The following is a 21756-nucleotide window of genomic DNA, read 5'->3' as shown; positions in this document are numbered from 1 at the left end:
GCCACGGCGGGAATCAGCGACGCTTCGGACGTCCGGGCCCGCGTCGCGCACTCTTGCCGGGGATCTTCCCGGCCGCCTCGCGTGCCGCCCTCTTCGCCGCCGCCTTCTCCTTCGCCGACCGTTTGGGCGCCTCGTCGGTCCGCCCCCGCGACGACGTCGCCTTGCGGCCGCGCACGATGCCGATGAACTCATCGGCCAATTGAGTTGTGGGAGCAGGCCACAGGAGTCCGACGGACCCGGTCGGGGCGTCGGTGACCGGTCGATACACCAGGTCCCTGCGGTGATGCAGGCGCGCCAGCGACTGCGGCACGAGCAGTACGCCGACGCCGGCCGCGACGAGTTCGACTGCGTCACCGGTGGTCTCGGGCCGATGATCCACCGCCGCACCCGGGCGCTCGGATACTGTCAACGGCTCGTCCAGCGGCCACAGGAACTGCTCGTCGGCCAGATCAGCCAGGGTCATCTCGTCGCCGGCGGTCAGGGCGTGGTCCTTCGGCACCACGACGACCGTCGTCTCCTCGTACAGGTCGATCGTGTGATGTTCCCGCGCATCGCCGGACCGCAGGGCATCGGGCAATCTGGTGATCGCCATGTGGACGCGCCGCTCCCCGACCGCCTCGGCACAGTCCGCGACGTCGACGGCGACGAGCTCCAGCGGGACGTCGGGACGCCGCTCGTTCCAGATCCTGACCCACTTGCTCGGCGTGACCCCCGGAACGTACGCCAGCCGGAAGACAGGGGCCTCGCCCGCTGCGTGAACGTCGGGTGTGGTCACGTCCAAAGGCTACCGCCCGATACCCTCGTCGAATGAGCTCGCAGTCGATGAAGCCGGCCACCGCCGCCAAGAAGCTGGACGTGTACCTGCCGGCCACTCCTGCGGAGTTCCAGCAGGGCCCGATCACCCGGGCCGAACTCGCCGCCCTCCAGACCGATCCGCCGGAATGGCTCCGTACGCTTCGCGCCGACGGCCCGCACCCGAAGAATCTGGTCGCGGCAAAACTCGGCATCTCGAACTCGGGCCTGGTTCGCGGGGGCATCACCGAGGCACTCACGACGGCGCAGATCGACGACCTCCTCGCCGAGATGCCGGATTGGCTGGCCGCCGAACGTGCCACCCAGATCGAGGTCCGTCGCGAGGAGCGGCGCGTCAAGTCGCTGCACGCCGATCGACGACGCGCCCGCGAAGAGGGTGAGACGGAACCGGAGAGTTAGTCTTCCGACCGGTACGCAGCAGCACAACGGTATCCGTCCGACTGCGAATATCGCTTCACCGCAACGTCTCTCGGCCCTCGGCTGCCAGCCCTGTCAGATGCTCCCGGAGCACGCGCTCCGCGCGAGCCGGCGAATCCGTGTCGGCGAGGAGCAGGTGCATCGCCAGGCCGTCGACAAGAGCGTGCACCGCGATCGCCTGAGAGTCGAGATCGCGGCCCGCGCCGATCAGCCCGTGCTCGTCGAGAACGCCCAGCACCGTCCGGCAGAGCGAACGCAGACCGTCGTGGGCCTCGCGCGCAGCATCCGCGAGACCGGGATGTGCCACCGACTCGGTCACCATCGCGAGGTTGACGTGCATCTCGACGCGCCGTTCGTCGTCCAGCGGTAGGACCTCGGACAACACGGCTTCGGCCCAGCGGAGCGGATCGCGGATCCGGTCGTGCTCGCGGATGCGGAGCGCCACCCGTTCATAGATCAGGCGCATCGAGAACTCGAGCAGCTCTTCCTTGTCCGCGAACACGTGTCGAAGCGAACCCACCGAGATGTTCGCCTCGGCCGCCACCTCGCGGACCGACACTCCGGATGCGCCCTCGCGCAACACGATCCGCCACAGGGCCTCGGCAATCTCGGCGCGTCGCCCGTCCCGGTCGATCAACTTGGGCATTGACCCATGCTAGTACACCCGTGCTACCTTGACTTCGGGTTTTGATAGCACGGTTGTGTCAGCAAAAAAATGGCAATGAACGGAGACACGATGGCGACCCGACACGCGGCGCTGGACATCCTGCGCGGCATCGCGATTCTGGGCACCCTCGCCACCAACATCTGGATCTTCACCAACCCGGAGGGGGTTGATCGGCTACATCCAGGGCGCCTACCGGGCCACCGGCTCCTGGGCGGTGGCCGAGGACCTCCTGCAGCAGCTCGCCCAGGGCAAATTCCTCGGTCTGCTCACGATCATGTTCGGAATCGGGCTGGCCATCCAGCAGCGGTCGGCTGTTCGACGAGGCCGGACCTGGCCGGGACGGTACTACTGGCGAGCCGCGCTGCTGTTCGTCGACGGCGTGATCAACTACTTCCTCTTCACCGAGTTCGACGTCCTCATGGGATACGCGGTCACCGGACTCATCGTCGCCTACCTGCTGTCGATGCGACTGCGGCGCCAGTACGTCGCGATCGCGATCGCTGCGTCGACGCATCTGGCGCTGCTGGGGCTGCTGAGCTGGGCCCTTCTCGTCGCGCCCGCCGCATCGAGTCCGGGCGCCGCACTGTCCCCGAACCCCTACGCAGACGGCAGTTTCGTGGAGCTCATCGCATTCCGCGCCGAGAACCTGCTGCTGTTCCGCGCCGAGGTCCTCTTCATCCTGCCGATGTCGATCGCGCTCTTCCTCATCGGCGCGGCCCTGCTGCGCGCGGGCGTCCTGGAACCGCGCGGCGTCCGGCTTCGGCGACGCCTGATGGCCGTCGCGCTGGGGATCGCCCTACCTCTCGACTTCGCCGTCGGACTGGCCGGTGGCGATGCCGGACTCGTCGTGGGGCGGTACGGGTTGGCGCCGGTCGTCGCACTGGGGTTGCTCGCATGGGTCGCCGGGTACTACGCCGACGGCCGCACTCCCGGGCGGTGCGGCCGCGCGCTGACACCGGTCGGTCGAATGGCGTTGTCCTGCTACGTGTTACAAAACGCGATCGCGGGTGCCGTCTGTTACGGCTGGGGACTGGGGCTCGCGCAACATCTCGACGGCTCGACGCTGGTCCCCGCCACGGTGTCCCTGTACCTCGGCATCGCCGTGGTGCTCATGCTGTTCTCCCGCTTCTGGCTGAACCGATTCGAGCGGGGCCCTCTGGAATGGCTGTGGCACCGCGGTTATGACCGCATCACCGCTTCCGCCGACCGGCCGGCGTCGCCCCCACACGCGGACGCGCCGCGGTGACTGCCGTTCGGCCGCAGCTCAGAGCGTCATCGGGCGTGGGTTAGGCGTCGGCACCGCGGGGTACCCGACGACACCATCAGCCGAAGAGGAGAGTGAGTCGTGGACGCCGCAATCTGGGTCATCATCGCCATCGTCGTCGTGATCGTCGTGCTTGCGCTCGTGTTGTTGCTGCTTCGTCAGCGAAAGGCACGCCGACGGGTTCAAGCCGAGGAGATCAGGCAGAACGCCGCGCAACAAGTCTCCACCGTCCGCCACCGCGAGGCCGTCGCCGAGGAGGCCGACGCCCGGGCACGGAAAGCGCAGGCCGAAGCCGATGCCAAGGCCGCAGAGGCCAAGCGGCTGCAGGAACAGGCACGCCACCACCAGGGACACGCGGCCGAGTCGCGGCACGAGGTCGAGAGCGAGTTCGCCCGTGCGGACCGTCTCGACCCCGATGTCCGACGGAACGCGGATGGACGGGACACCGAGGGACACGGCGCCCACGGGCGTGGTGCGGACGGGCGGAACGACCCGAACATCGCAGGCCGGCACGCCGGTCAGCCGTCGAACAACCCGATCGATCCGCGTCACCGCCCAGACGCCGATCCCCGCGGACATCAGACGCCGCCGAACGCGCGGTGACGAGACCCTTCGAGACGGCCCTCCGCAAGCTCCGGGCCTCCTCAGGGAGCGGTAGGAGACCGACCCTCCGCAAGCTCCAGGCCTCCTCAGGGAGCGCGACGGCGCGGTGTGACGGAGCAACCTCCGAAAGTGGTACTCAGTACCGAGTGTTAGTGGGTACCATTTCTCTCGTCATCTGCGCCGGGACCTTCGGGGGCCGGTCTTCCGCAGCACCAGAGGGGTCCACGCATGGCGTCGTTTCTGTTTAAGCTCGGAAGCTTCTGCTTTCGCCACAAATGGTCGGTGATCGCGGCCTGGCTGGCTGCGCTCATCGCGGTCGCCGGACTGGTCGGCGCACTCCAGCCCAAATTCGCGCAGGACTTCAGCCTTCCCGGCACCGACTCGGGAGTTGCCACCGAACAGGTCGAGCAATACTTCCCACAGGTCATGGCCCAGCAGGAACAGGCGTCCACGAGCATCCTCGTCGCTGCCGAGGACGGGCTGCAGAACCACACCGCGCAGCTGAACGAACTCGCCGCGGCCCTCCGCGGACTCCCCGACGTGATCGAGCCGCAGACCGTCGTCAACCCGCTGACGGTTGCGGCCGCTGATCCAGCACTCGCTGCGCAGGTCGTCGGCGACAACGGTCGGGTCGGCCTCATCCAGGTTCGCCAGGACATCCCGATCCTCGACCTCACCGTCGAGAACAAGGAAGAACTCGTCTCGATCCTGGACGAGTTCTCCGTCGACGGCCTGCAGGTGGAGGCAACCGGGTCGCTGATGCAGGTGATGGAAGCCGGCGGCACGGCCGAACTGCTCGGTTTCGCCGTCGCCTTCGTCGTGATGATCGTGGCGTTCGGAGCTCTCATCGCCGCCTTCATACCTCTCGTCACCGCGATCGTCAGTGTCGGCATCACCATCCTGCTGCTCACGCTGTCGGCCGAGGCCCTGTCGATCAACGAGTCCGCCACCGCCATCGTCACGATGCTCGGCATCGCCGTCTCCATCGACTACGCGCTGTTCATCGTGTCCCGGTACCGCGCGGAACTCCTCCGCGGCGGCGCGCCGTCAGACGCCATCGGCCGAGCCGTCGGCACAGCCGGGTCGGCGGTGGTTTTCGCCGGCCTGACCGTGATCGTCGCGGTGGTGGCCCTCATGGTGATCGGCATCCCGATCATCACTCAGATGGGCGCGGGTGCCGGCGTCGCCGTGTTCATCGCGGTTCTGGCTGCTCTGACCCTCATTCCAGCGATTCTCGGTGCGTTCGGGCGGTTCGCCTTCCTACCTCGAATCCCCTGGATCAAGCACGCCGTGGAATCCGAGGACGACACTCTGGGTGTCAAGGTCGGGCGCACCGTCGTCAAATGGCCCATCCCGTTCATCGTGATCGGCCTGCTGGCGCTTGCGGCCGCGGCCATCCCGGCAACCAAGCTGGAACTCGGTCTGTCGCTGTCCAGCGAAGCCGAAGCACCCGCGCAGGAACTGCTGAGCCGCGGTTTCGGTGAGGGCATCAACGGCCCCCTGCTCGTCGTCGTGCACGACGAGGACGGCGCGATCAACGCCGCGGCCGAGGAAACCGTCCGGCACATCGCGACCCTGGGTGATGTCGCCAACCCCGAGGGACTCACCTTCACCGGCAATCGGGCCGGCGACACCGCGCTCATCATGGTCACCCCGGAGAGCGCGCCGTCGTCAGCCGCCACACACGACCTCATGGAGCAGATCCGCGCCTTCGCACCGACGGTCGAGAACCGTGGCGCCGAACTCCACGTCGGCGGTCAGACAGCCATCATGTCCGATCTCTCCCAGAAACTCGACGATGCACTCATCCCCTACCTGGTCGTGGTCGTCGGTCTCGCATTCCTGATCATGATCGGCGTCTTCCGGTCGCTCTGGGTCCCGCTCATCGGCACCCTCGGATTCGTCTTCTCGGTCCTGGCGACCTTCGGCGTCACCGTGGCGATCTTCCAGGAGGGCTGGCTGGGATTGATCACCCACACGCAGCCGATCATCTCCTTCCTGCCGATCTTCCTCATCGGCGTGGTGTTCGGGCTCGCGATGGACTACCAGGTGTTCCTGGTGACCCGAATGCGCGAGGAGTTCATGCACGGCTTGTCGGCCAAGGAGGCGATCGTCGCCGGTTACCGGCACGGAGCCCGGGTGGTCACCTCGGCGGCGATCATCATGATCAGCGTCTTCGCGGCGTTCATGCTCTCCCCGGAGACGACCGCCAAGATGATGGGTTTCGCGCTGGCCGCGGCAGTGTTCTTCGACGCCTTCGTGATCCGCATGCTGGTCGTGCCCGCGGCGATCGCGTTGCTCGGCGACCGGGCCTGGGGCCTCCCGCGCTGGCTCGACCGCTTCGTGATCAATTTCGACATCGAGGGCGAAGCAGTCCGCCATCGTGGGCTCGAGGAACCGGACGACACCAGGTCCCCGGTCCCGGCGAGTTGATAAGCCGCACAATCGTTCTGACAAGAAGTGAGCACGTATGGGCAACTGCCTGACTGTGCACGCCGACTCCGACGCCCCGGAACCCGCACCGGGGCGTCGGATGGGCCTGCGTGAACAGAACAAACTGCGCACCCGCAACGCCATCCGGCAGGCGGCGATCACCCTGATCGCCGAGCAGGGGTACGCCAAGACCACCGTCGAGCAGATCGCCGAGGCCGCCGGCGTCTCACACACGACGTTCTTCCGCTACTTCCCGTCGAAGGAACAGGTGGTCGTCGGAGACGAGCACCTGCATGCCGAGGCGCACGCGATCGTCGAGTCCATGCCGCCCGGGCTCAGCCACTTCGATCTCATCCGGCGCCTGATGACCGAGCTGCACCGCCTCACCATCGACGACCCCTGGGTCGGCAATCCACTTCGGATGCAATTGATCCGCACCGAACCGTTGCTGCAGAAGACCTTTCAGGTCGAATCCGAGCGCATGATCTCGGACATGACCCAGCTCATCGCCGACTACTTACGGATCGCGCCCGACGACTTCCGGCTCAAGGTGTTCCTCGACGCCGTGGCCGGGGTGACCTTCCACCTGGCCACCGAGTTCGACGACAACCGGGAGATGCCCCAGCTCGAGACGACGCTGCGCGCGATCGATCTCCTCGAGCAGGGGTTGCCGGTCGGATGAACAGTGGTTGTCCGGCCATTCGCCCCCCGAACATTCCCTCTAGGATTCAGAGCGTGATCTCGGACAACGCTGCCCGACCGCGACCGATGCCGGGCCGACGCCTGGCGACATCAATCGTCGCCGGCGTCGCGGCCATCGCGGCCACCGTCTCGCTCGCGGCATCGGCCCAGGCCGCGCCGGCCAAGCCGACCCCGGCGCCGTTCCCGGTGACCGACATCGCGCGGCTCTACGCCTCGGACGTCTCGTCGTATCCGGGCGGCGTGTACCTGCAACCGGTGGAGACGTTCACCGCCCTGCGCCGCGATCACCCCGAGGTGATGGCCCGCAATCTCGAGACGGCCGTCGCGATCAACCAGTCGGCGGTCGGCAACCCGGGACTGCAGCGCCGGGCACTCGCCGACGCACACGACGATCCGCTCTGGACGATGTCCGATGCCTTCGGCGACCGGCTCGGACGGGATTTCCGGAACGCCCTCGCCTTCAACCGCCTCCCGAAGACCACGGCCCTCTTCAGCGACTACCTCGCCCGCGCCGGTGGGCTCGCGAACGCGACGCTCGTCGAGAAGTACGTGTTCGGGTACGAGCGGCCGTTCATCGTCGCACCCGAGCGGATCCGCAAGTACATGCGCGCCGGAGCCAGCGAGTACGACGCGCTGGGCAGCAACCCGTCGTTCCCGTCCGGCCACACCAGCCTGTTCTTCTGGCGGGGCACCCTGTTCGCATCGATGCTCCCGGAACTCGCGCCGCAGTTCCTCGCCCGTGCCTCGGAGGGTGGATATCACCGCATCGTGCTGGGCGTGCACTACCCGCTCGACGTGATCGGTGGAGCGATCGTCGGGCAGGCCGCCGCCGCCGATCGCTGGAACGACCCGCAGTTCCGCCGGCTCCTCGCCGCGTCTGCCACCGAGATCCGCAAGGAACTCGAATGGCGTTGCGGCGCAGCCCTCTCGGTGTGCATCGCGCGTGACATGCCCTACGCCACCGACGCCGCGGCCCAGACGATCTACGCCCAGCGCATGACCTACGGATTCGGCCGCGTCTCGTCGCCGACACATCCGATGGTGGTGCCCCGACAGGCCGTCGAACTGATTGCCGGGGCGTACCCGCAACTCACCGACGCGCAGCGGCGTCAGGTCCTGGAACAGACCGCGTCGCCCGCGGGATACCCGCTCGACGACCAGCGTCCCGGCCGCGCCTCCTGGCAGCGCCTGGACCTCGTCCGTGCTTACACCGCCGACGTCACGGTCGGCCGCGACGGTCGGGTGACCGTCCACTGAGGACCGCCCTGACCTGCCGGTAACTGAATCGTTTGTCCCACTGCCCGTTGCGAACTCGTTCGTGACGGGCAGTGTCGTGCCATGTGGTCCACTGTGTGTCCAGTTTCGCCGAACAGCTTGACACCGGCGTAAGGGTATGGCTACTTTTCGAGTGGCCCACATCACATCCGACGTGGACTCACCGCCGTGACCAGGGCGGACGGTGCCGGAATCGCGGACCCAGACACAGCACTGGGTCGATGAACTCAATCCTTCTAAGCCCCGCCGGGGCGATGTCGCCGTGCCCTCTCGCAGGGCGGTTCCGTCGTGCCCGGAGATCATCGGGAAAGGCAGTCGAAACACGCGTTGGTCGAATTCACGCAGGAGAGCCGGACGGTTGGCGGCGGTCGCCGTCGCCGCGGCGTGCATCTTCTCGGTCGTGTCGTGCAGCAGCGACGACGGCGGATCGTCGGACGGCTCCGCCGCGGATGCCAGCGGCACCAAGGCGTCGGGCGAGGCGATCAAGGTGGGGTTGTTCAACCCCACCAAGGGCCCCGCCACCCAGGGTGGCGTGACCACCGGCAAGGACGCCGCCCTGGACTACATCAACAACCAGATCGGCGGCATCGGGGGCCGGCCCGTCGAAATCGTCGACTGCGGAATCGACCAGACCGCACCGGAATCGACGGTGTCGTGCGCCAACCAGTTCGTCGAGGCCGGCGTGGTCGCCGCGATCGACGGCTACAATGCCGAATCCGCCTCCGCGGTGCCGATTCTCACCTCGGCCGGCATCCCGCTGGTCGGCCAGATCCCGTTCAACACCTCCACCGGTGCCTCGGCGGAGAACCGCGTGTACTTCGGTCCGCCTCCCGCCGCGTTCCTCGTCGGTTTCATGCAGCAGCTCAAGGCTGCGAACAAGAACTCGCTGACGCTGGCGAATGCCGATCTCCCCCAGGCACATCAGGTGTTCGACGGTTTGATGAAGCCGCTCGGCGCCCAGCTCGGCATCGACGTCAAGTCGGTCTACTACCCGCCGACCGGCCCGAACTTCACCTCGCTGGCCACCACCCTGGCCGAGGGCAACCCCGCAGCGGCCGGCCTGATGACCTCACAGAACGACAACGTGTGCACCAAGCTCGCGCAGTCGCTGCGGTCGGTGAACTACGAGGGCACCATGTTCATGGCGGCCTGCACCGACTTCATCGACACCATGGGCGCGCAAGCGGTTGGCGCACAGACATACTCACCGATCTGGCAGCCCCCGGCCATGGACTCCGCACCGGAGCCGGCCAAGGCGAATCTCGGGATCGCCCAGAAGTTCATCGACGAGCAGGGTGGCACCGGCGGTTCTACGCCTACGGCACCTTCGCGACCCTCGCCGACTTCGCGATCACGCTCAACAACGCCAAGGTCACCGATTTCACCGGCCCGAACGTGCTCGGTGCGCTCAAGGCAGTCACGGACTACCAGTCCTTCATCGGCCCGAAGCTCAACTGCGGTAAGCCGACCACACCGAACTGCACCACCGAGATGTTGCTGTTCGACGTCGTCGCCGAGAAGAAGACCGAACCCGCCACCGGCGGCTTCATCACCCCGCTTCCCGCTGCGCTGCAGCGCATCCCGGGCGCTTACTGACACAGGTCGCTGGTGTGGCGGGGTGGTCACCCACCCCGCCACACCCGGCTCTGCTCCCCGATCCGAACGCTCCGCATCCTCACACGCGCGTGAGATCCGTACGCGCCGAACGAATGAGTACGCCACATGGGCCAGTTCCTCCAGTTCGTCTTCCTCGGACTATCCGCCGGTGCCATCTATTCGGTGCTCGCGTCGTCCCTCGTGGGCATCTATGCCGCCACCGGCATCATCAACTTCGCGCAGGGCGCCATCGGCCTCTACTCGGTCTATCTCGTCGCCGCACTGCGCACCGACGGCAGTCTCGTCCTGCCCATCGGCACACTGAAACTCGGGAGTGAGTCCGACCCCACGTCGATGGAGTTGGCGCTCGTGCTCGGCGTGCTCAGCGCGGTCGTCTGGGCCCTGCTCGCACACGTACTCATCTTCCGGCCGCTCCGCTCGGCCCCGGTGCTCGCCCAGGTGGTCGCCTCGGTGGGACTCATGCTGTTCATCCAGGCGCTCGTCCATCTCCGCTTCGAGACCGAGAACCTCTTCGCCGAGGCCATCCTGCCGGAGGACACCGTCGACATCGCCGGCGCGGTCGTCAACGTCTCGGACCTGATCCTGGCCGGCGTCGCCATCGCCATCTCACTGGTGCTGTGGGCCTACTTCCGGCTCACCACCCTGGGCGTCGCCACCCGCGCGGGCTCCGAAGACGAACTCGCCGCTCGACTGTCCGGCTACTCCCCGGACCGCCTCGCGGCGATCGTGTGGGCACTCACCGGTGCGGCAACCGGTCTCATCGTCGTCCTCGCGTCCTACACCATCGGACTCACCGAGACCAGCTACACCTTCTTCGTCATCCCGGCCCTGGCCGTCGCCCTCGTCGGCCGGCTCACCTCCTTCGGGATCGCCTGTGCCGCAGGCCTTGTCCTCGGCGCATTCCAATCCACCATCACGTGGCTCACCACCAAGGACTGGTGGCCGGAATGGGCGCAGGCCGGCCTCGGCGACGCCGTTCCGTTCGTCATCGTCGTCATCGCCCTCTTCCTGCTCGGCGGTCGGATACCGTCGCGCGGCTCGCTCGGCGAGGTGCGCATGCCCGCGGTCCGGATCCCCCGCATCCGGCTGATCCCGACCGTCGTCTGCATCGCGGTGGTCGTCGTGGCGATCCTCCTCACGTCCGGCAGCTGGCGGTTCGGAGTCGTCACCTCGGTGATCCTCAGCCTCATCGCACTGTCGCTGGTCCTGCTCACCGGTTACCTCGGCCAGATCTCGCTGGCCAGCATGGCCTTCGCGGGCGCGGCCGGGTTCGCCCTGTCGAAGCTGACGACCAACTGGGATGTGCCGTTCCCGTTCAGCATGATCTTCGCCGCCCTGATCGCGACCGGCCTCGGTGTCCTGGTGGGCGTGCCCGCACTCCGGATCCGCGGCGCCCAGCTGGCCGTCGTGACATTGGCTGCGGCCCTGGCCATCCAGAGCTTCGTCTTCAACAACCCGGCGATCACGTCCTTCGAGGGCAACCTCATCGCGGACCCGACGATCTTCGGCCTCGACCTCGGGGTGCGCGACGGCACCAACCTGGTCACGATCCGGTTCTCACTGATGGTCCTGATCGTCGTCGCGATCGCGACTCTCGTGGTGTTGCGCTTCATGGGCGGCTCGACCGGCCGGGCCTTCCTGGCCGTCCGCTCCAACGAGCGCGCCGCGTCGTCGGTCGGGATCAACGTCGCCGCAACCAAATTGCTCGGCTTCGCGCTGTCGGCGTTCCTGGCCGGCATCGGCGGTTGCCTCATCGGTTACAGCCGCGGACAGCTGTCGGCCGGCTCGTTCACGGTGATGATCGGGCTGACGCTGCTCGCGATGACCTACGTCGGCGGCATCACGTCGTTCGCCGGTGCGGTCCTCGCCGGCATCATCGGACCGCTGGGCGTGGGTTACGTGTTCCTCAACCAAACCCTCGCTCTCGGTGAGTACTACGAGCTCTTCGCCGCCGGCAGCCTCCTGCTGATGGCGGTGCTGAACCCGGTCGGCGTCGCGGGGGCCATGTCGGAGCTCGGCGAGAAGCTACGCGCCCACCGGCACAAACCGTCCCCCCGTCCGGAAGCGCCCGGCGCGGCACAGAACGCACAGGAGGGTGCACATGTCTGAGTCGACACTCGAGAAGCCGGCCACGTCGACGACACTCCTCGAGACGGGCGGGCTGTCGGTCCGGTACGGCGGCGTCAGCGCCAACTCCGACATCGACATCTCGGTCTCGGCGGGCGAGATCGTCGGACTGATCGGACCCAACGGCGCGGGCAAGACCACGTTCGTCGACGCGGTCACCGGATTCACCAAGGCCACCGGCACGGTGTCGTTGCGCGGGGAGAGACTGGACAAGGCGAGCCCCCATCGTCGCCGCCGGGCCGGCATGGCCCGGACGTGGCAGGCGGGCGAACTGTTCACCGACCTCACCGTCGAGCAGAACCTGGCCGTGGCGGTCCAGCCGGTCGGCCTGCGTGCCATGCTCGCCGACGTCCTCAACGGTTCCCGCCCGCCCGCCGACGTCATCTCGTCGGCACTCGAACTCGTCGGCCTGGCCGATGCCGCCGACCAGTTCCCCGGCGAGTTGACCCTGGGACAGCAGAAGCTCGTCGGTGTCGCGCGGGCGTTGGTCGGCGGCACGCAACTCGTTCTGCTGGACGAGCCGGCCGCGGGACTCGACACCCACGAGAGCCGCGACTTCGGGACCGAACTCCGCCGGATCGCGGCGACCGGCATCGGGATCCTGCTCATCGACCACGACATGTCGCTTGTTCTCGACGTGTGCGACCGCCTGTACGTGCTCGACTTCGGCCGTGTGATCGCCAGCGGGCCCCCGGCCGCCATTCAGGACGATCCCGCGGTCATCTCGGCCTACCTCGGCAGTCCCGAGGTGGACCCGGACGCCGCCCCGACCGGACACGACCCGAAGGAAACGCGATGAGCGCGCACGCCGCCCCCGGCCAGGCGACACCGGACCCGACGACACCGGATTCGACGACACCGGTGTTGACGATCGACGACGTCACCGTCGGCTACGGCGGGGTCCCCGCCGTCCGCGGTCTCAGCGCCGCCGTGCGTCCCGGCGAGATCCTCGCGCTGCTCGGGCCGAACGGGGCCGGCAAGACGACGAGCCTGCTCGCCGCGGTCGGTGCCCTCGGACTGATGTCGGGCACGGTGACCGCCCTCGGCGATCCCATCGACCGTCGCATCGAACGCAACGCGCGGCGCGGGATCACCCTGGTCCCCGACACCCGGGGCGTCTTCCACCGTCTATCGGTGTCGGACAATCTCCGTCTCGCCAAGCGTCGCAACGGGCCCGACCTCGACACCGTCTACCAGTACTTCCCGAAACTCAAGACGATGCGGGGCCGACGCTGCGGCAACCTCTCGGGCGGCGAACAGCAGATGCTCGCACTCGCCAAGGCGCTGCTGGCGGACCCGAAGGTCCTCCTCATCGACGAGCTGAGCCTGGGCCTGTCCCCGGTCGCGGTCCAAGACCTGCTGCCCCGACTGCGATCGATCGCCGACGAACACCAGATGGCTGTCGTTCTCGTCGAACAGCACATCGATCTCGCTCTCGGCATCGCCGACGCGGCCATCGTGCTGCACCACGGTCGGGTCGCGCTCTCGGCACCCGCGAGCGAACTCCGCAACCGGCGGGACATGGTCGAGGCGGCCTACTTCGGGCGCACCGTCGAGGACCGCGCCTCCTAAGGCCGCGCGGTCTGCAGGCGTACGGACGAGACGAACGGAACCGGGACGACGTGGCCACCGGAGACACCGACGATCCGGTGGCCACGGACGCGGGCGTCGCACGACCGGCCCGCAACACGCGCAATCGGCCCACCGACGACGAGTTGCTCGACGCCGCATGCGCAGTCATCGCCGAGGTCGGTGCCGAGCGCACCACGATGACCGCCATCGCCGAACGCGGCGGCACCACCCGGGTCACCCTCTACGCACATTTCGGGTCCCACGACGAGCTGGTCAACCGGGTGATGACCCGCGAGCTCGACACGTTCACCTCGTTCATGTTCGAGGTGTACGACGCCAGTGAGGACATGCCCTACGGCGCCCGCGCCCGCTACTCGGTGCAGGCCCTGTTCGACTACGCCCGACGCCACCCGGCAGGTCTGCGTGTCCTCATCGGCCACCGGGATGGTGGCAGTGACCGCCGGTTGTACGCCGCGCTCGAACCCCGTATCGCCGCACGCCTACGCCAGAACTACGCCGAACGCGGCGCGCGGATCGCGGCCAGTGCCGACACCCTCGCGTCGCTCCTGCTGGGGATGAGCCTCGACGTCGCCCACCGCGCGTTGATCGTCGACGGCGCCGGCGTCGACGAGGCCTGCGACCTCGCGATCACCGCGACCCTCGCCGTGCTCCGCGACGTCCGCGCGGACCAGCTGCGCGCTCTCGACGAATCGCTCGGGCAGCGCTGAACCGTGACAGGCGGTCGACACTGGCGCACTCTGGATTGGGGCGGTCACCCCAGCCAGCGGCCGGCACGCCGGCTGTGGCCCGCCTTCGTCGCCGCGGGCAACCGGTCGTAGGCCCGGGCGAGGAAGTTCGACCGCGCGTTGGCCTCGAAGACGTCCCGATGGTCGCGAACGAACGTCCAGTACAGCCCGTCCCAGTCGGCGGTCCAGTCGCCGGGCGGTATGTCCGACATCTTCTTCAGATAGTTGCTGCCCGAGACGTAGGGCTTGGTGGTGATCGCCTCACCGGCCGCGAACTGACTCATCGCGTACACGTTGGGGACCATCACCCAGTCGTAGGCGTCGACGAACATCTCCATGAACCACTCGTAGATCTGCTCGGGGTCGGTGCGGAGCAGGCACATCGCGTTGCCCAGGACCATCAGTCTCTCGATGTGGTGGGCATACCCGTTGGCGAGAATCCGCCGGATGACGAGGTCCACCGGCTCGAGTCCGGTCTCGGCGGTCCACCACCCGTCGGACAGCTTGCGATCGTGGCCCAGGTGATTCCGGCTCCGGAGGGCACGCCCGCGGGTCTCGTACGACGCTCGCATGTATTCGCGCCAGCCGATCAGCTGCCGCACGAACCCTTCGACGCTGGCCAGCGGGACGCGGTTACGTCCGCCGGCCTCCAGCGCCCTTCTCAGCACCGTTCGCGGGCTCAGGAGTCCGGTGTTGAGTGCGGGCGTCAGCAACGAATGGAAGACGAACGGGTGCTCGGTGCTGATCGCATCCTCGTAGGGTCCGAACTCCGCGAACCGGTCGGCCAGGAACTGCTCGAGCATGGCCCGCGCCTCGTCGTGGGCGGTGGGCCAGGCGAAACCGTCGGCGTGGCCCGGGTTGTCGGGAAACTCGTCGGTCACCCAGGCGATCGCCGCGTCGACCTCGGGATGTCGCGCCGGTGGTGTCGGTTGCGGCACCTCACGGTTCTTCGGCAGTTTCTTCCGGTTCTCGGTGTCGAAGCTCCACCGACCGCCCGCCGGTTTGCCGTCGTCGTCGACGAGGATGCCGAGCCGTCGTCGCTGCCAGGTGTAGAACTGCTGCATCCGCGGCCGCTTGCCGGCGAAGAACTCGTGGATCTGCGCACGGGTGGTGAGGAAGTTCGGACTCTCGGCGGTGTCGTCGGCCGCCAGTGGGCACCCGGCGTGCTGGAAGGCCGCCAGCAGGTCGCCCGTCAGCCAGTCGTCGACGACGTCGTACAGGTGAACCGACGCCGGGGGCCGTCGGGACAGGTACTCCTCGAGCTGGTCGTGACTGGACTCCTCCGCGTCGGTCTCGAGCACGTCGACCTCGAAACCCCGGTCCCGCAGCCGGTCTGCGAACCTGCGCATACTCGCCCGGTGCAGGACAAGTTTCTGCACGTGGAACCGGTACTGCCGGAACATCAGATCGTGTTCGACGAGGACGAAGCGGGTGCCGGGGTCCGCGTCGAGGTGCGACTCGAACAACTGATGCGGCAGCACCACGCGGACGACATCGCCGGACGGACCTGACATCGGCTCTCCTCTCTTCGGCGCGGCTCGGACGGGCCCAATCCGCTGGTTGAGCAGGCGAGGAGCGCAGCGACGAGCCGTGTCGAAGCCACTCCCGCCGCTACGCGCTCGCGACTTGGACGGCCCCCTCAAGGCCGGACAAGTCGACCCCAAGTTCGCACCAAGCGCCCGGCGACATCCTGTCGTTCATCACCCGATCACCACGATGAGCCGCCGAGACCGGGCACCCGCCCACTCCAGACGATAGGAACCACGATGTCGCGCAGCACCGCCAGCTATTCGCACCCCTCCCACGATCGGATTGCCGAGTCCGGCGGCGACGTGCCGTCCGTGGACAAGCCTCTCTGGCAGCGGGGCCGGCGTGCCACGGTCATCGCGGCCTGCGTGGGCTTCGCCGCGCTCGCGGCCTGCAGCGTCGGCGTCGGCACGCAGTCGATCGAAGAGGCCTCCGACATCGACGTGGGCGAGTGCCTACAGATCGGTGCCGAAGCCGGCGAGGGCAAGGTCGAGGCGACCAAGGCCGAGTGCGAAGGGACCGAGGGGCTCACGTTCTACGCGGCCGACAAGGTCAGCCCGTCGGCGGAGTGCGGCACGCCCAACACGTCCGCGCTCACCTTCGGTGACGGCGACCAGAAGCTCTGCCTCACACCCAACTTCGCCGTCGACACCTGCTACCAGATCCCGATCGGCGGCGGCAAGCTCGCCGACTACCGCGAGGTCGAGTGCAACGCCTCCCCTGCGGACAGCACCATCCTCGCCAAGACCGTCAGCCGCGGTGCGGACTCCCTCACCTGCACCGAGGACGAGACGAAATGGGCTTTCACACAGCCGCTGTCGGTTAGCTACTGCTTGACCGAGGACGTCACGGCCGCGAGCCGATTCGACGGCTGAGCGGCGGCCTGCGGGCCGGGCGCCGCGTCGACGAGGTCGTGGGTGACGCGGTAGTCCTCCCGCATCCGCGCCATGGCGACATCCCGTGCGCGGTAGGATTTCTCGACGCGTGCTCGCGCCCGCCGGGCGCCACCGACCCGCTGCGCCGAATCCGCTACCGCGAGAACCGGTCCGACCCGTCTCAGCAGATGTTTGAACCGGCCGTCGGGGATTCCGAGCGCGTCGGCGTCGGCGTCACCGATGAACACCCGCTGCAGTCCGTGCATGGTCTTCGTGGCCAGCCGGCGTCGCAGGGCCTGCGGCCCCGGGAACACCGCGGCCAGTTCGGGCACCAGATAGTCGTCGGTCAACGCGACCACGAAATCCCGGTCGTCGGGACCCGGCCCCGGCGAGGTCAGCCGATAGAGCTCTTCGATCCGGACGTGGTCGGCCTCGCAGACCGGGTTGAGCTCGGGGCTCATCCCGACCACATGCCCCACGTACCGCCACAGGTGATAGATGTCGTCGAGCTCGCGGTCGGTGAACCGCACCCCCAGCTTGTGCATCGCGTCGATCGCGATGTGCCCGAACTCGGCGATGGTGAACGCCATGTACGGCTGCGGAATCGGCACGCCCCACGCGGTCTCGTCCCAGTCTCCGCGCGCGAGCAGCATGGACCGGACATGTGCGTGGATTATCCGGACCCGCACGGTGTACGCGAAACCGTCTCCACCGCGGCGCATCCCGCCGGGCGTCAGGACCTGTCCCAGCCATTCACCGACCGCACCGCCGGCTGGGACACGTAACGCCCGGTGACCGCGAGCGGCTTGCCCGCGATCGTGTTTCCCGCCCCGCGGACCAGCGATGCCGCGCCGAGCACGATGCCCAGCGGCGCGGTGTTGACCACCAGCGCGTCGGCCGCGCGATTCATCCGATCATGATCGACCCAGTCGGGCTCGTCATCGAGGAACCCGAAGAGCGCTCGCAACGAGTCGGTCGCGTCGACCGAGTCGATGCCGTTCTTCAGCGCCGCCCGCAGCACCGTCGTGGTCGGGCCGCCGGGTTGCCGGTCGGCGGCCACGGCGTCGGCGAGCGGGTCGGCGATCCACATCTGATCGAGCCAGTCACGGCCGGCCGTCCCGAACCGCTGCACGGCGACGTCGGTGTTCACGAGGTCGGCGGGTGCGCTCCGTTCCATGGATCCATGAGAACACGAGCAATCCTCACTTACTATTCACTTTTGATGGCATCGTCGACAACTCCCAAAACCACCGCATCGCAACGGCGCAAGGCACCCAAGCAGCAGCGCAGTCGTGAGATGAGGCAGCGCCTCCTCACGTCGGCGCTCACACTCCTGGAGCGTCGTCCCGGTCGACGGCCCACCACCGCCGGACTCGCCGACCACGCGCACGTCAGCATCGGGACGGTGTACCGCTACTTCGCCGACATGGACGCGATCGTCGAAGAACTGCGCCTCGCCGCCGTTCACGACATCACCGCCACCCTCGCGAGCGGGATCGGCCGGGCGATGGATCAGCAACCGGACACCGCGATGGTCACGGTGGTCGAGACCCTCGTGTCGTCGTTCGAGTCACATGCGCCGGTCCTGCGCGCCTCGCTCGAGATCGGCGAACACGGCTTCGGCGACGCCTGGGCCGAGGTCGAGGGACCGCTCCTCCCGCTGGCGCGGATCCTGCCGTCGCGGATGAGGCCCGACCTCGACGATCGGGCGATCGACGAACTGGTGTTCCTCACCATGGGTGCGACCGCGAGCCTGTGCCTGCGCATCGCCCTGCAACGACCCCGCGACGCCGACCGGACCTCGCTCATCGCGATGGCGGCACGAATGTTGTTGGCGGCGTTCGACTCACCGCCGTCGGGCAGTGCTGGTCGAGTAAGTGCCGGTTGAGTCGGCGACTCAGAGGCTGCGCTGTTTCGCGTACTCCGCCATCGCCGTTCGCTCCGCCTCGTGTCTGGGGTAGAAGAAGAACACCACCGCCGCACCCACCACCACGATGGCGGCCGCCGCGCCGTAGGCGTTCTTGTCGCCCTGTACGAACGCGTCGCGGGCCGCGGCGATGATCTGATCGGCGTACTGCGGATAGCGTTCGGCCAGGACCTCGGCACTCGAGAACGACTTCGTCAGGGCGGCTTCGCTCTGTTCGGTGACCTGATCGGCCTGCGGCGAACCGGAGATGGTGTCCTGCAACTGATTCGCGTAACCCGCGGTGAGGATCGCGCCGAGGGTGGACTGCAGGATCGCGCCACCGAGGTCGCGTTGCAGATCGGACATGCTCGACGCCATGCCCGCGCGCTGCACCGGCACCGAACCGGTCAGCGACTGCGACGCCGGAGTGCCGGCGAGACCGACGCCCACCCCGACGAGGACGTAGACGAGGCCGACATGCCAGAAGTGGGCGTCCTCATCCCAGGTGAGCATCGCGAGCACCAGGCCGACGACGATGAAGGCGTAACCGGACAGCAGCGTGAACCGCGACCCCATGCTCTGCACGAGTTTGGCCGAGCGCGGGGCCACGATGATCATGGCGGCCGCCGCCGGGAGGATCGTGGCGCCGGCCGCCAGCGTCGAGTAGCCGAGCACGTTCTGCATGTACTGCTGGCCGATGAACATCGCGCCCATGAGCGTGCCGAACACGATCAGCCCACCGACCGCCGCGACCCAGAAGGTGCGTCGGGCCGCGATCCGCAGGTCGAAGAGCGGCACCCGCACACGCAGTTGCCGCCAGATGAAACCCGCCCCTGCCAGCAGCGCGATCGCGGCCAGGATGTAGACCTGCAGTCGCTGATCGGAGTTCGGGGCGAAGTTGATCGCCAGCACCAGCGAGCCCACCATCACGATGGACACGACGCCGCCCAGGTTGTCGACGACCGCCGCCTGGTCTCCGTTGTCGTCGGGCACCAACCGCCACGCCGCGATCAGCGCGACGACGGCGAGCGGCAGCGTCACCAGGAACACCGAGTGCCAGGCCAGGATCTCGAGGAGTGCCCCGGACAGGACCGGTCCCAGCGCCGAGATCGCACCGCCGAACGCCGACCACGCGGCGATCGCCCGGACCCGTTTCGGCCCCGACCACAGGGCGGTGATCACCGCGAGGGTGGTCGGGAAGGCCAGGCCCGCGGCGATGCCGCCCACCAGACGGGCACCGAACAGGACCTCGACATTGGGCGCGAATCCGGCGACGAGCGACGCCGGGATCGACAGGCACATGCCGATGACCAGCATCCGCTTGCGCCCGTGCCGATCTCCCAGCGCGCCGAAGTAGAGCACCGACGCCGCCAGGCCCAGCGAGTAACCGACCGCGACCAGGTTCAGCTGCGTGGAGCTCGCGTCGAGCGCCTTGCCGATGTCGGGTAGCGCGACATTCGCGACCGCGAGATTGATGTTGGCCACCCCGGCGACCAGGATCAGCGCGACCAGGATCGCCTTCGCCCGCTTGGGAGCCACCCCCGCCTCGACCTCGGCCGTTGTCGACGTCATCGGGGAATCGTACGTGCGCGAGCGCCATCGGGCCGGGGATCGGGACGCTCCGGCACGAAATGGTCACGCCGGCGTCGACTTCTGGTGGGGTACGAGGAATCCGGATGACGTCGTGCCCGGTTTCCGGGCACAGCGTCATACGGCTCGGATCAGATCAGAGGCAGACGCTGATGGTCACCGGCCCGATGGGGATGCCGAAGCAGATCGCCACCGAACCGACGGCCTGCACCGGTTGCACCGGTTGCACCGGCGCCGGCGCGGCGGAAGCGGCCGGCGCGGTGGCCAGTCCGATCGCACAGGCGGCACCGACAGCGGCCACCCCTACAGACGTACGACGCATGATCCCGGACATGTTCATGAGCAGCTCCCCTCGAGCTCGAGTCCCCCCGGACAACCCTGCGGATGGGGTCAAACACGCAGGTGATGGTGACTCGAGATTCTACGCCCCGGCGTCGGCGTCGTCCCCATCCCGACGGACCGAATCCGCGACGGGTGTCACAGGCTGATGCGGAGGCCGTCCCACTCGTGGTCGTGCATGAAACCCTCCGCGAGCCCGACCCGGTACTTGAGGCAACTGCGCAGGATCCCGGCATAGGCGAACGGGAGCATCAGCGCGGGCTTCTGGTCGCCCGGACTGCTGACGACATCGGACGCGCCGCGGAAGTCGCGGACGAAGTCGCGCAGGGTCCGGTCTTTGCGCGACGACGGACGCCACCCGTAGAGCAGCATGCCCAGCCCGATCATCTTGTCCACGCCCGACCCGGGCGTGATCGGTCCGTCGTCGGGATCCCAGGTCCCGAGGAACGCGCGATCGACGCCGTCCTCGGGCGTGAACATCATGATCCCGCTCGTGGCGCGCGGATTGCACTCGATGCAGAACAGGTCGCCGCCACCATTCCGGTCCTCGATGAAGTCGAACCCGATCTGGCCGGTGAAGTTCACCCGGCGAACGAAATCGCTGACCCACCCGGCGATCCGCGGATGGTCCACGGACCGGAAGTTGAGGCACGAACTGCCGTCGATGGCGTAGTCGACCGGATAGGTGGCGTGGGCGTAGACGCGACCCTCATGGCAGACCGAATACGTGCAGAAGTTGTTCCCCGACGCCCACTCCTGTGCGATCCACGGATTCTGCTCATCGTGTTCGAGCCAGGTGAGCGGATCGCCGGGAGTCACCTTGTGAACCTTCTGCGAGCCCCGCGAATAGCAGTGTTTGAGCGCGAACGGCTTGGCGAAATCGAGCGATCCGACGTCCTCGGGTCCGGACACCCGCGCGAACTTGCGCGTCGGGATTCCGAGTTCGACGAGCAGCTCCTGGAAGTCGTACTTGTTGTGCAGGCGGTTCTCGGTGGTGAAATCGGAGAGGAACAGCCGACATTCAGGCGGGAACACCTCGGCGAGCATCGCGATGATGTCGGTCTCCTCGTGCACCGGGATCACCATGTCGACGTCGTTGTCGGCCACGATCCGGGCGAGGGCGAGGCAATATGCGAGCGGCTCGAACTTCGGCGGGGGCACGCGGTGAAAGTCGCTCACCGCGTTGGAGAATCGGCCGATCCCGACCGGGATGGAGTCGACGATGCTCACCCGGTGACCCGCCGCGGCCATGAGCCGCGCGAGTTCCAGGGTGAGGAACGATC

Annotated in this window: 17 protein-coding genes and 3 pseudogenes; 13 read left to right on the top strand and 7 right to left on the bottom strand. The window is 67.8% G+C overall.

From position 1 onward, the window contains the following. Positions 1-13: 13 nt before the first annotated feature. Positions 14-781, bottom strand: a complete 768-nt coding sequence (locus ACFUEJ_RS23240; protein WP_388032228.1) for a LysR substrate-binding domain-containing protein — start codon at positions 779-781, stop codon at positions 14-16. Positions 782-822: 41 nt separating this feature from the next. Between ACFUEJ_RS23240 and ACFUEJ_RS23235 the strand changes: the two genes are divergently transcribed. Next, entirely contained in the window at positions 823-1212 is a 390-nt protein-coding gene (locus ACFUEJ_RS23235) for a DUF5997 family protein (RefSeq protein WP_388032248.1), read from the top strand. Positions 1213-1267: 55 nt separating this feature from the next. On the opposite strand, the gene ACFUEJ_RS23230 is transcribed toward ACFUEJ_RS23235, so the two are convergent. Further along, entirely contained in the window at positions 1268-1876 is a 609-nt protein-coding gene (locus tag ACFUEJ_RS23230; RefSeq protein ID WP_388032226.1) for a TetR/AcrR family transcriptional regulator, read from the bottom strand. Between the two features lie 90 nt (positions 1877-1966). Here ACFUEJ_RS23230 and ACFUEJ_RS23225 point away from each other — a divergent pair. The 10 genes and pseudogenes from ACFUEJ_RS23225 (at position 1967) to ACFUEJ_RS23180 (ending at position 14218) form a co-directional block, all read left to right on the top strand. Continuing rightward, positions 1967-3143: pseudogene (locus tag ACFUEJ_RS23225) on the top strand (DUF418 domain-containing protein). Between the two features lie 99 nt (positions 3144-3242). Continuing rightward, a complete protein-coding gene (locus ACFUEJ_RS23220; protein WP_388032224.1) occupies positions 3243-3764 on the top strand; it encodes a hypothetical protein in 522 nt (173 codons plus the stop codon). 228 nt (positions 3765-3992) lie between these two features. Next, a complete protein-coding gene (locus ACFUEJ_RS23215) occupies positions 3993-6197 on the top strand; it encodes an MMPL family transporter (protein WP_388032222.1) in 2205 nt (734 codons plus the stop codon). Positions 6198-6234: 37 nt separating this feature from the next. Continuing rightward, positions 6235-6879: a TetR family transcriptional regulator gene (locus tag ACFUEJ_RS23210; RefSeq protein WP_388032220.1), complete on the top strand. Its 645-nt coding sequence runs from the start codon at positions 6235-6237 to the stop codon at positions 6877-6879. A 113-nt stretch (positions 6880-6992) separates the two neighbouring features. After that, the gene (locus ACFUEJ_RS23205) at positions 6993-8156 is read left to right on the top strand and encodes a phosphatase PAP2 family protein (protein WP_388032246.1); all 1164 of its coding nucleotides are present in this window, start codon (positions 6993-6995) and stop codon (positions 8154-8156) included. Positions 8157-8532: 376 nt separating this feature from the next. Then, positions 8533-9770: pseudogene (locus ACFUEJ_RS23200) on the top strand (ABC transporter substrate-binding protein). 126 nt (positions 9771-9896) lie between these two features. Beyond that, positions 9897-11900 (top strand): ABC transporter permease, encoded by a 2004-nt coding sequence (locus tag ACFUEJ_RS23195; protein WP_058249621.1) that lies wholly within the window; start codon positions 9897-9899, stop codon positions 11898-11900. Beyond that, positions 11893-12717: an ABC transporter ATP-binding protein gene (locus ACFUEJ_RS23190; protein ID WP_065630386.1), complete on the top strand. Its 825-nt coding sequence runs from the start codon at positions 11893-11895 to the stop codon at positions 12715-12717. The genes ACFUEJ_RS23195 and ACFUEJ_RS23190 overlap by 8 nt, the downstream gene beginning before the upstream one ends. Continuing rightward, complete coding sequence (locus ACFUEJ_RS23185; protein WP_058249619.1) at positions 12714-13490, top strand: ABC transporter ATP-binding protein; 777 nt, start codon at positions 12714-12716, stop codon at positions 13488-13490. Before ACFUEJ_RS23190 ends, ACFUEJ_RS23185 begins: the two co-directional genes overlap by 4 nt. A 50-nt stretch (positions 13491-13540) precedes the next feature. Further along, positions 13541-14218 carry a TetR/AcrR family transcriptional regulator gene (locus ACFUEJ_RS23180; RefSeq protein ID WP_388032217.1) on the top strand — a complete coding sequence of 226 codons (678 nt, stop codon included), beginning with the start codon at positions 13541-13543 and terminating at the stop codon, positions 14216-14218. A 44-nt stretch (positions 14219-14262) separates the two neighbouring features. On the opposite strand, the gene ACFUEJ_RS23175 is transcribed toward ACFUEJ_RS23180, so the two are convergent. Then, a complete protein-coding gene (locus tag ACFUEJ_RS23175; protein WP_388032215.1) occupies positions 14263-15750 on the bottom strand; it encodes a cryptochrome/photolyase family protein in 1488 nt (495 codons plus the stop codon). 252 nt (positions 15751-16002) lie between these two features. Between ACFUEJ_RS23175 and ACFUEJ_RS23170 the strand changes: the two genes are divergently transcribed. Next, complete coding sequence (locus ACFUEJ_RS23170) at positions 16003-16638, top strand: pyridine nucleotide-disulfide oxidoreductase (RefSeq protein WP_388032213.1); 636 nt, start codon at positions 16003-16005, stop codon at positions 16636-16638. On the opposite strand, the pseudogene ACFUEJ_RS23165 reads toward ACFUEJ_RS23170, so the two are convergent. Then, positions 16590-17815, bottom strand: a pseudogene (locus ACFUEJ_RS23165) (oxygenase MpaB family protein). The gene ACFUEJ_RS23170 and the pseudogene ACFUEJ_RS23165 overlap by 49 nt on opposite strands. A gap of 120 nt (positions 17816-17935) precedes the next feature. Between ACFUEJ_RS23165 and ACFUEJ_RS23160 the strand changes: the two are divergent. Continuing rightward, positions 17936-18526: a TetR/AcrR family transcriptional regulator gene (locus tag ACFUEJ_RS23160; protein WP_388032244.1), complete on the top strand. Its 591-nt coding sequence runs from the start codon at positions 17936-17938 to the stop codon at positions 18524-18526. Between the two features lie 9 nt (positions 18527-18535). Here ACFUEJ_RS23160 and ACFUEJ_RS23155 read toward each other — a convergent pair whose 3' ends face one another. From ACFUEJ_RS23155 to ACFUEJ_RS23145, 3 genes are all read right to left on the bottom strand, one after another. Continuing rightward, positions 18536-20116 carry an MFS transporter gene (locus tag ACFUEJ_RS23155; RefSeq protein WP_388032211.1) on the bottom strand — a complete coding sequence of 527 codons (1581 nt, stop codon included), beginning with the start codon at positions 20114-20116 and terminating at the stop codon, positions 18536-18538. A gap of 154 nt (positions 20117-20270) precedes the next feature. Continuing rightward, positions 20271-20474: a hypothetical protein gene (locus ACFUEJ_RS23150; protein ID WP_065630380.1), complete on the bottom strand. Its 204-nt coding sequence runs from the start codon at positions 20472-20474 to the stop codon at positions 20271-20273. A 137-nt stretch (positions 20475-20611) separates the two neighbouring features. Next, a partial coding sequence (locus tag ACFUEJ_RS23145; protein WP_388032209.1) for a carboxylate--amine ligase occupies positions 20612-21756 on the bottom strand: 1145 nt, incomplete at its 5' end.

Source organism: Gordonia sp. NPDC057258 (assembly GCF_042668985.1).
Classification (GTDB): Bacteria; Actinomycetota; Actinomycetes; order Mycobacteriales; family Mycobacteriaceae; genus Gordonia; species Gordonia hongkongensis.
This window is presented reverse-complemented; position numbering and strand designations above follow the sequence as displayed.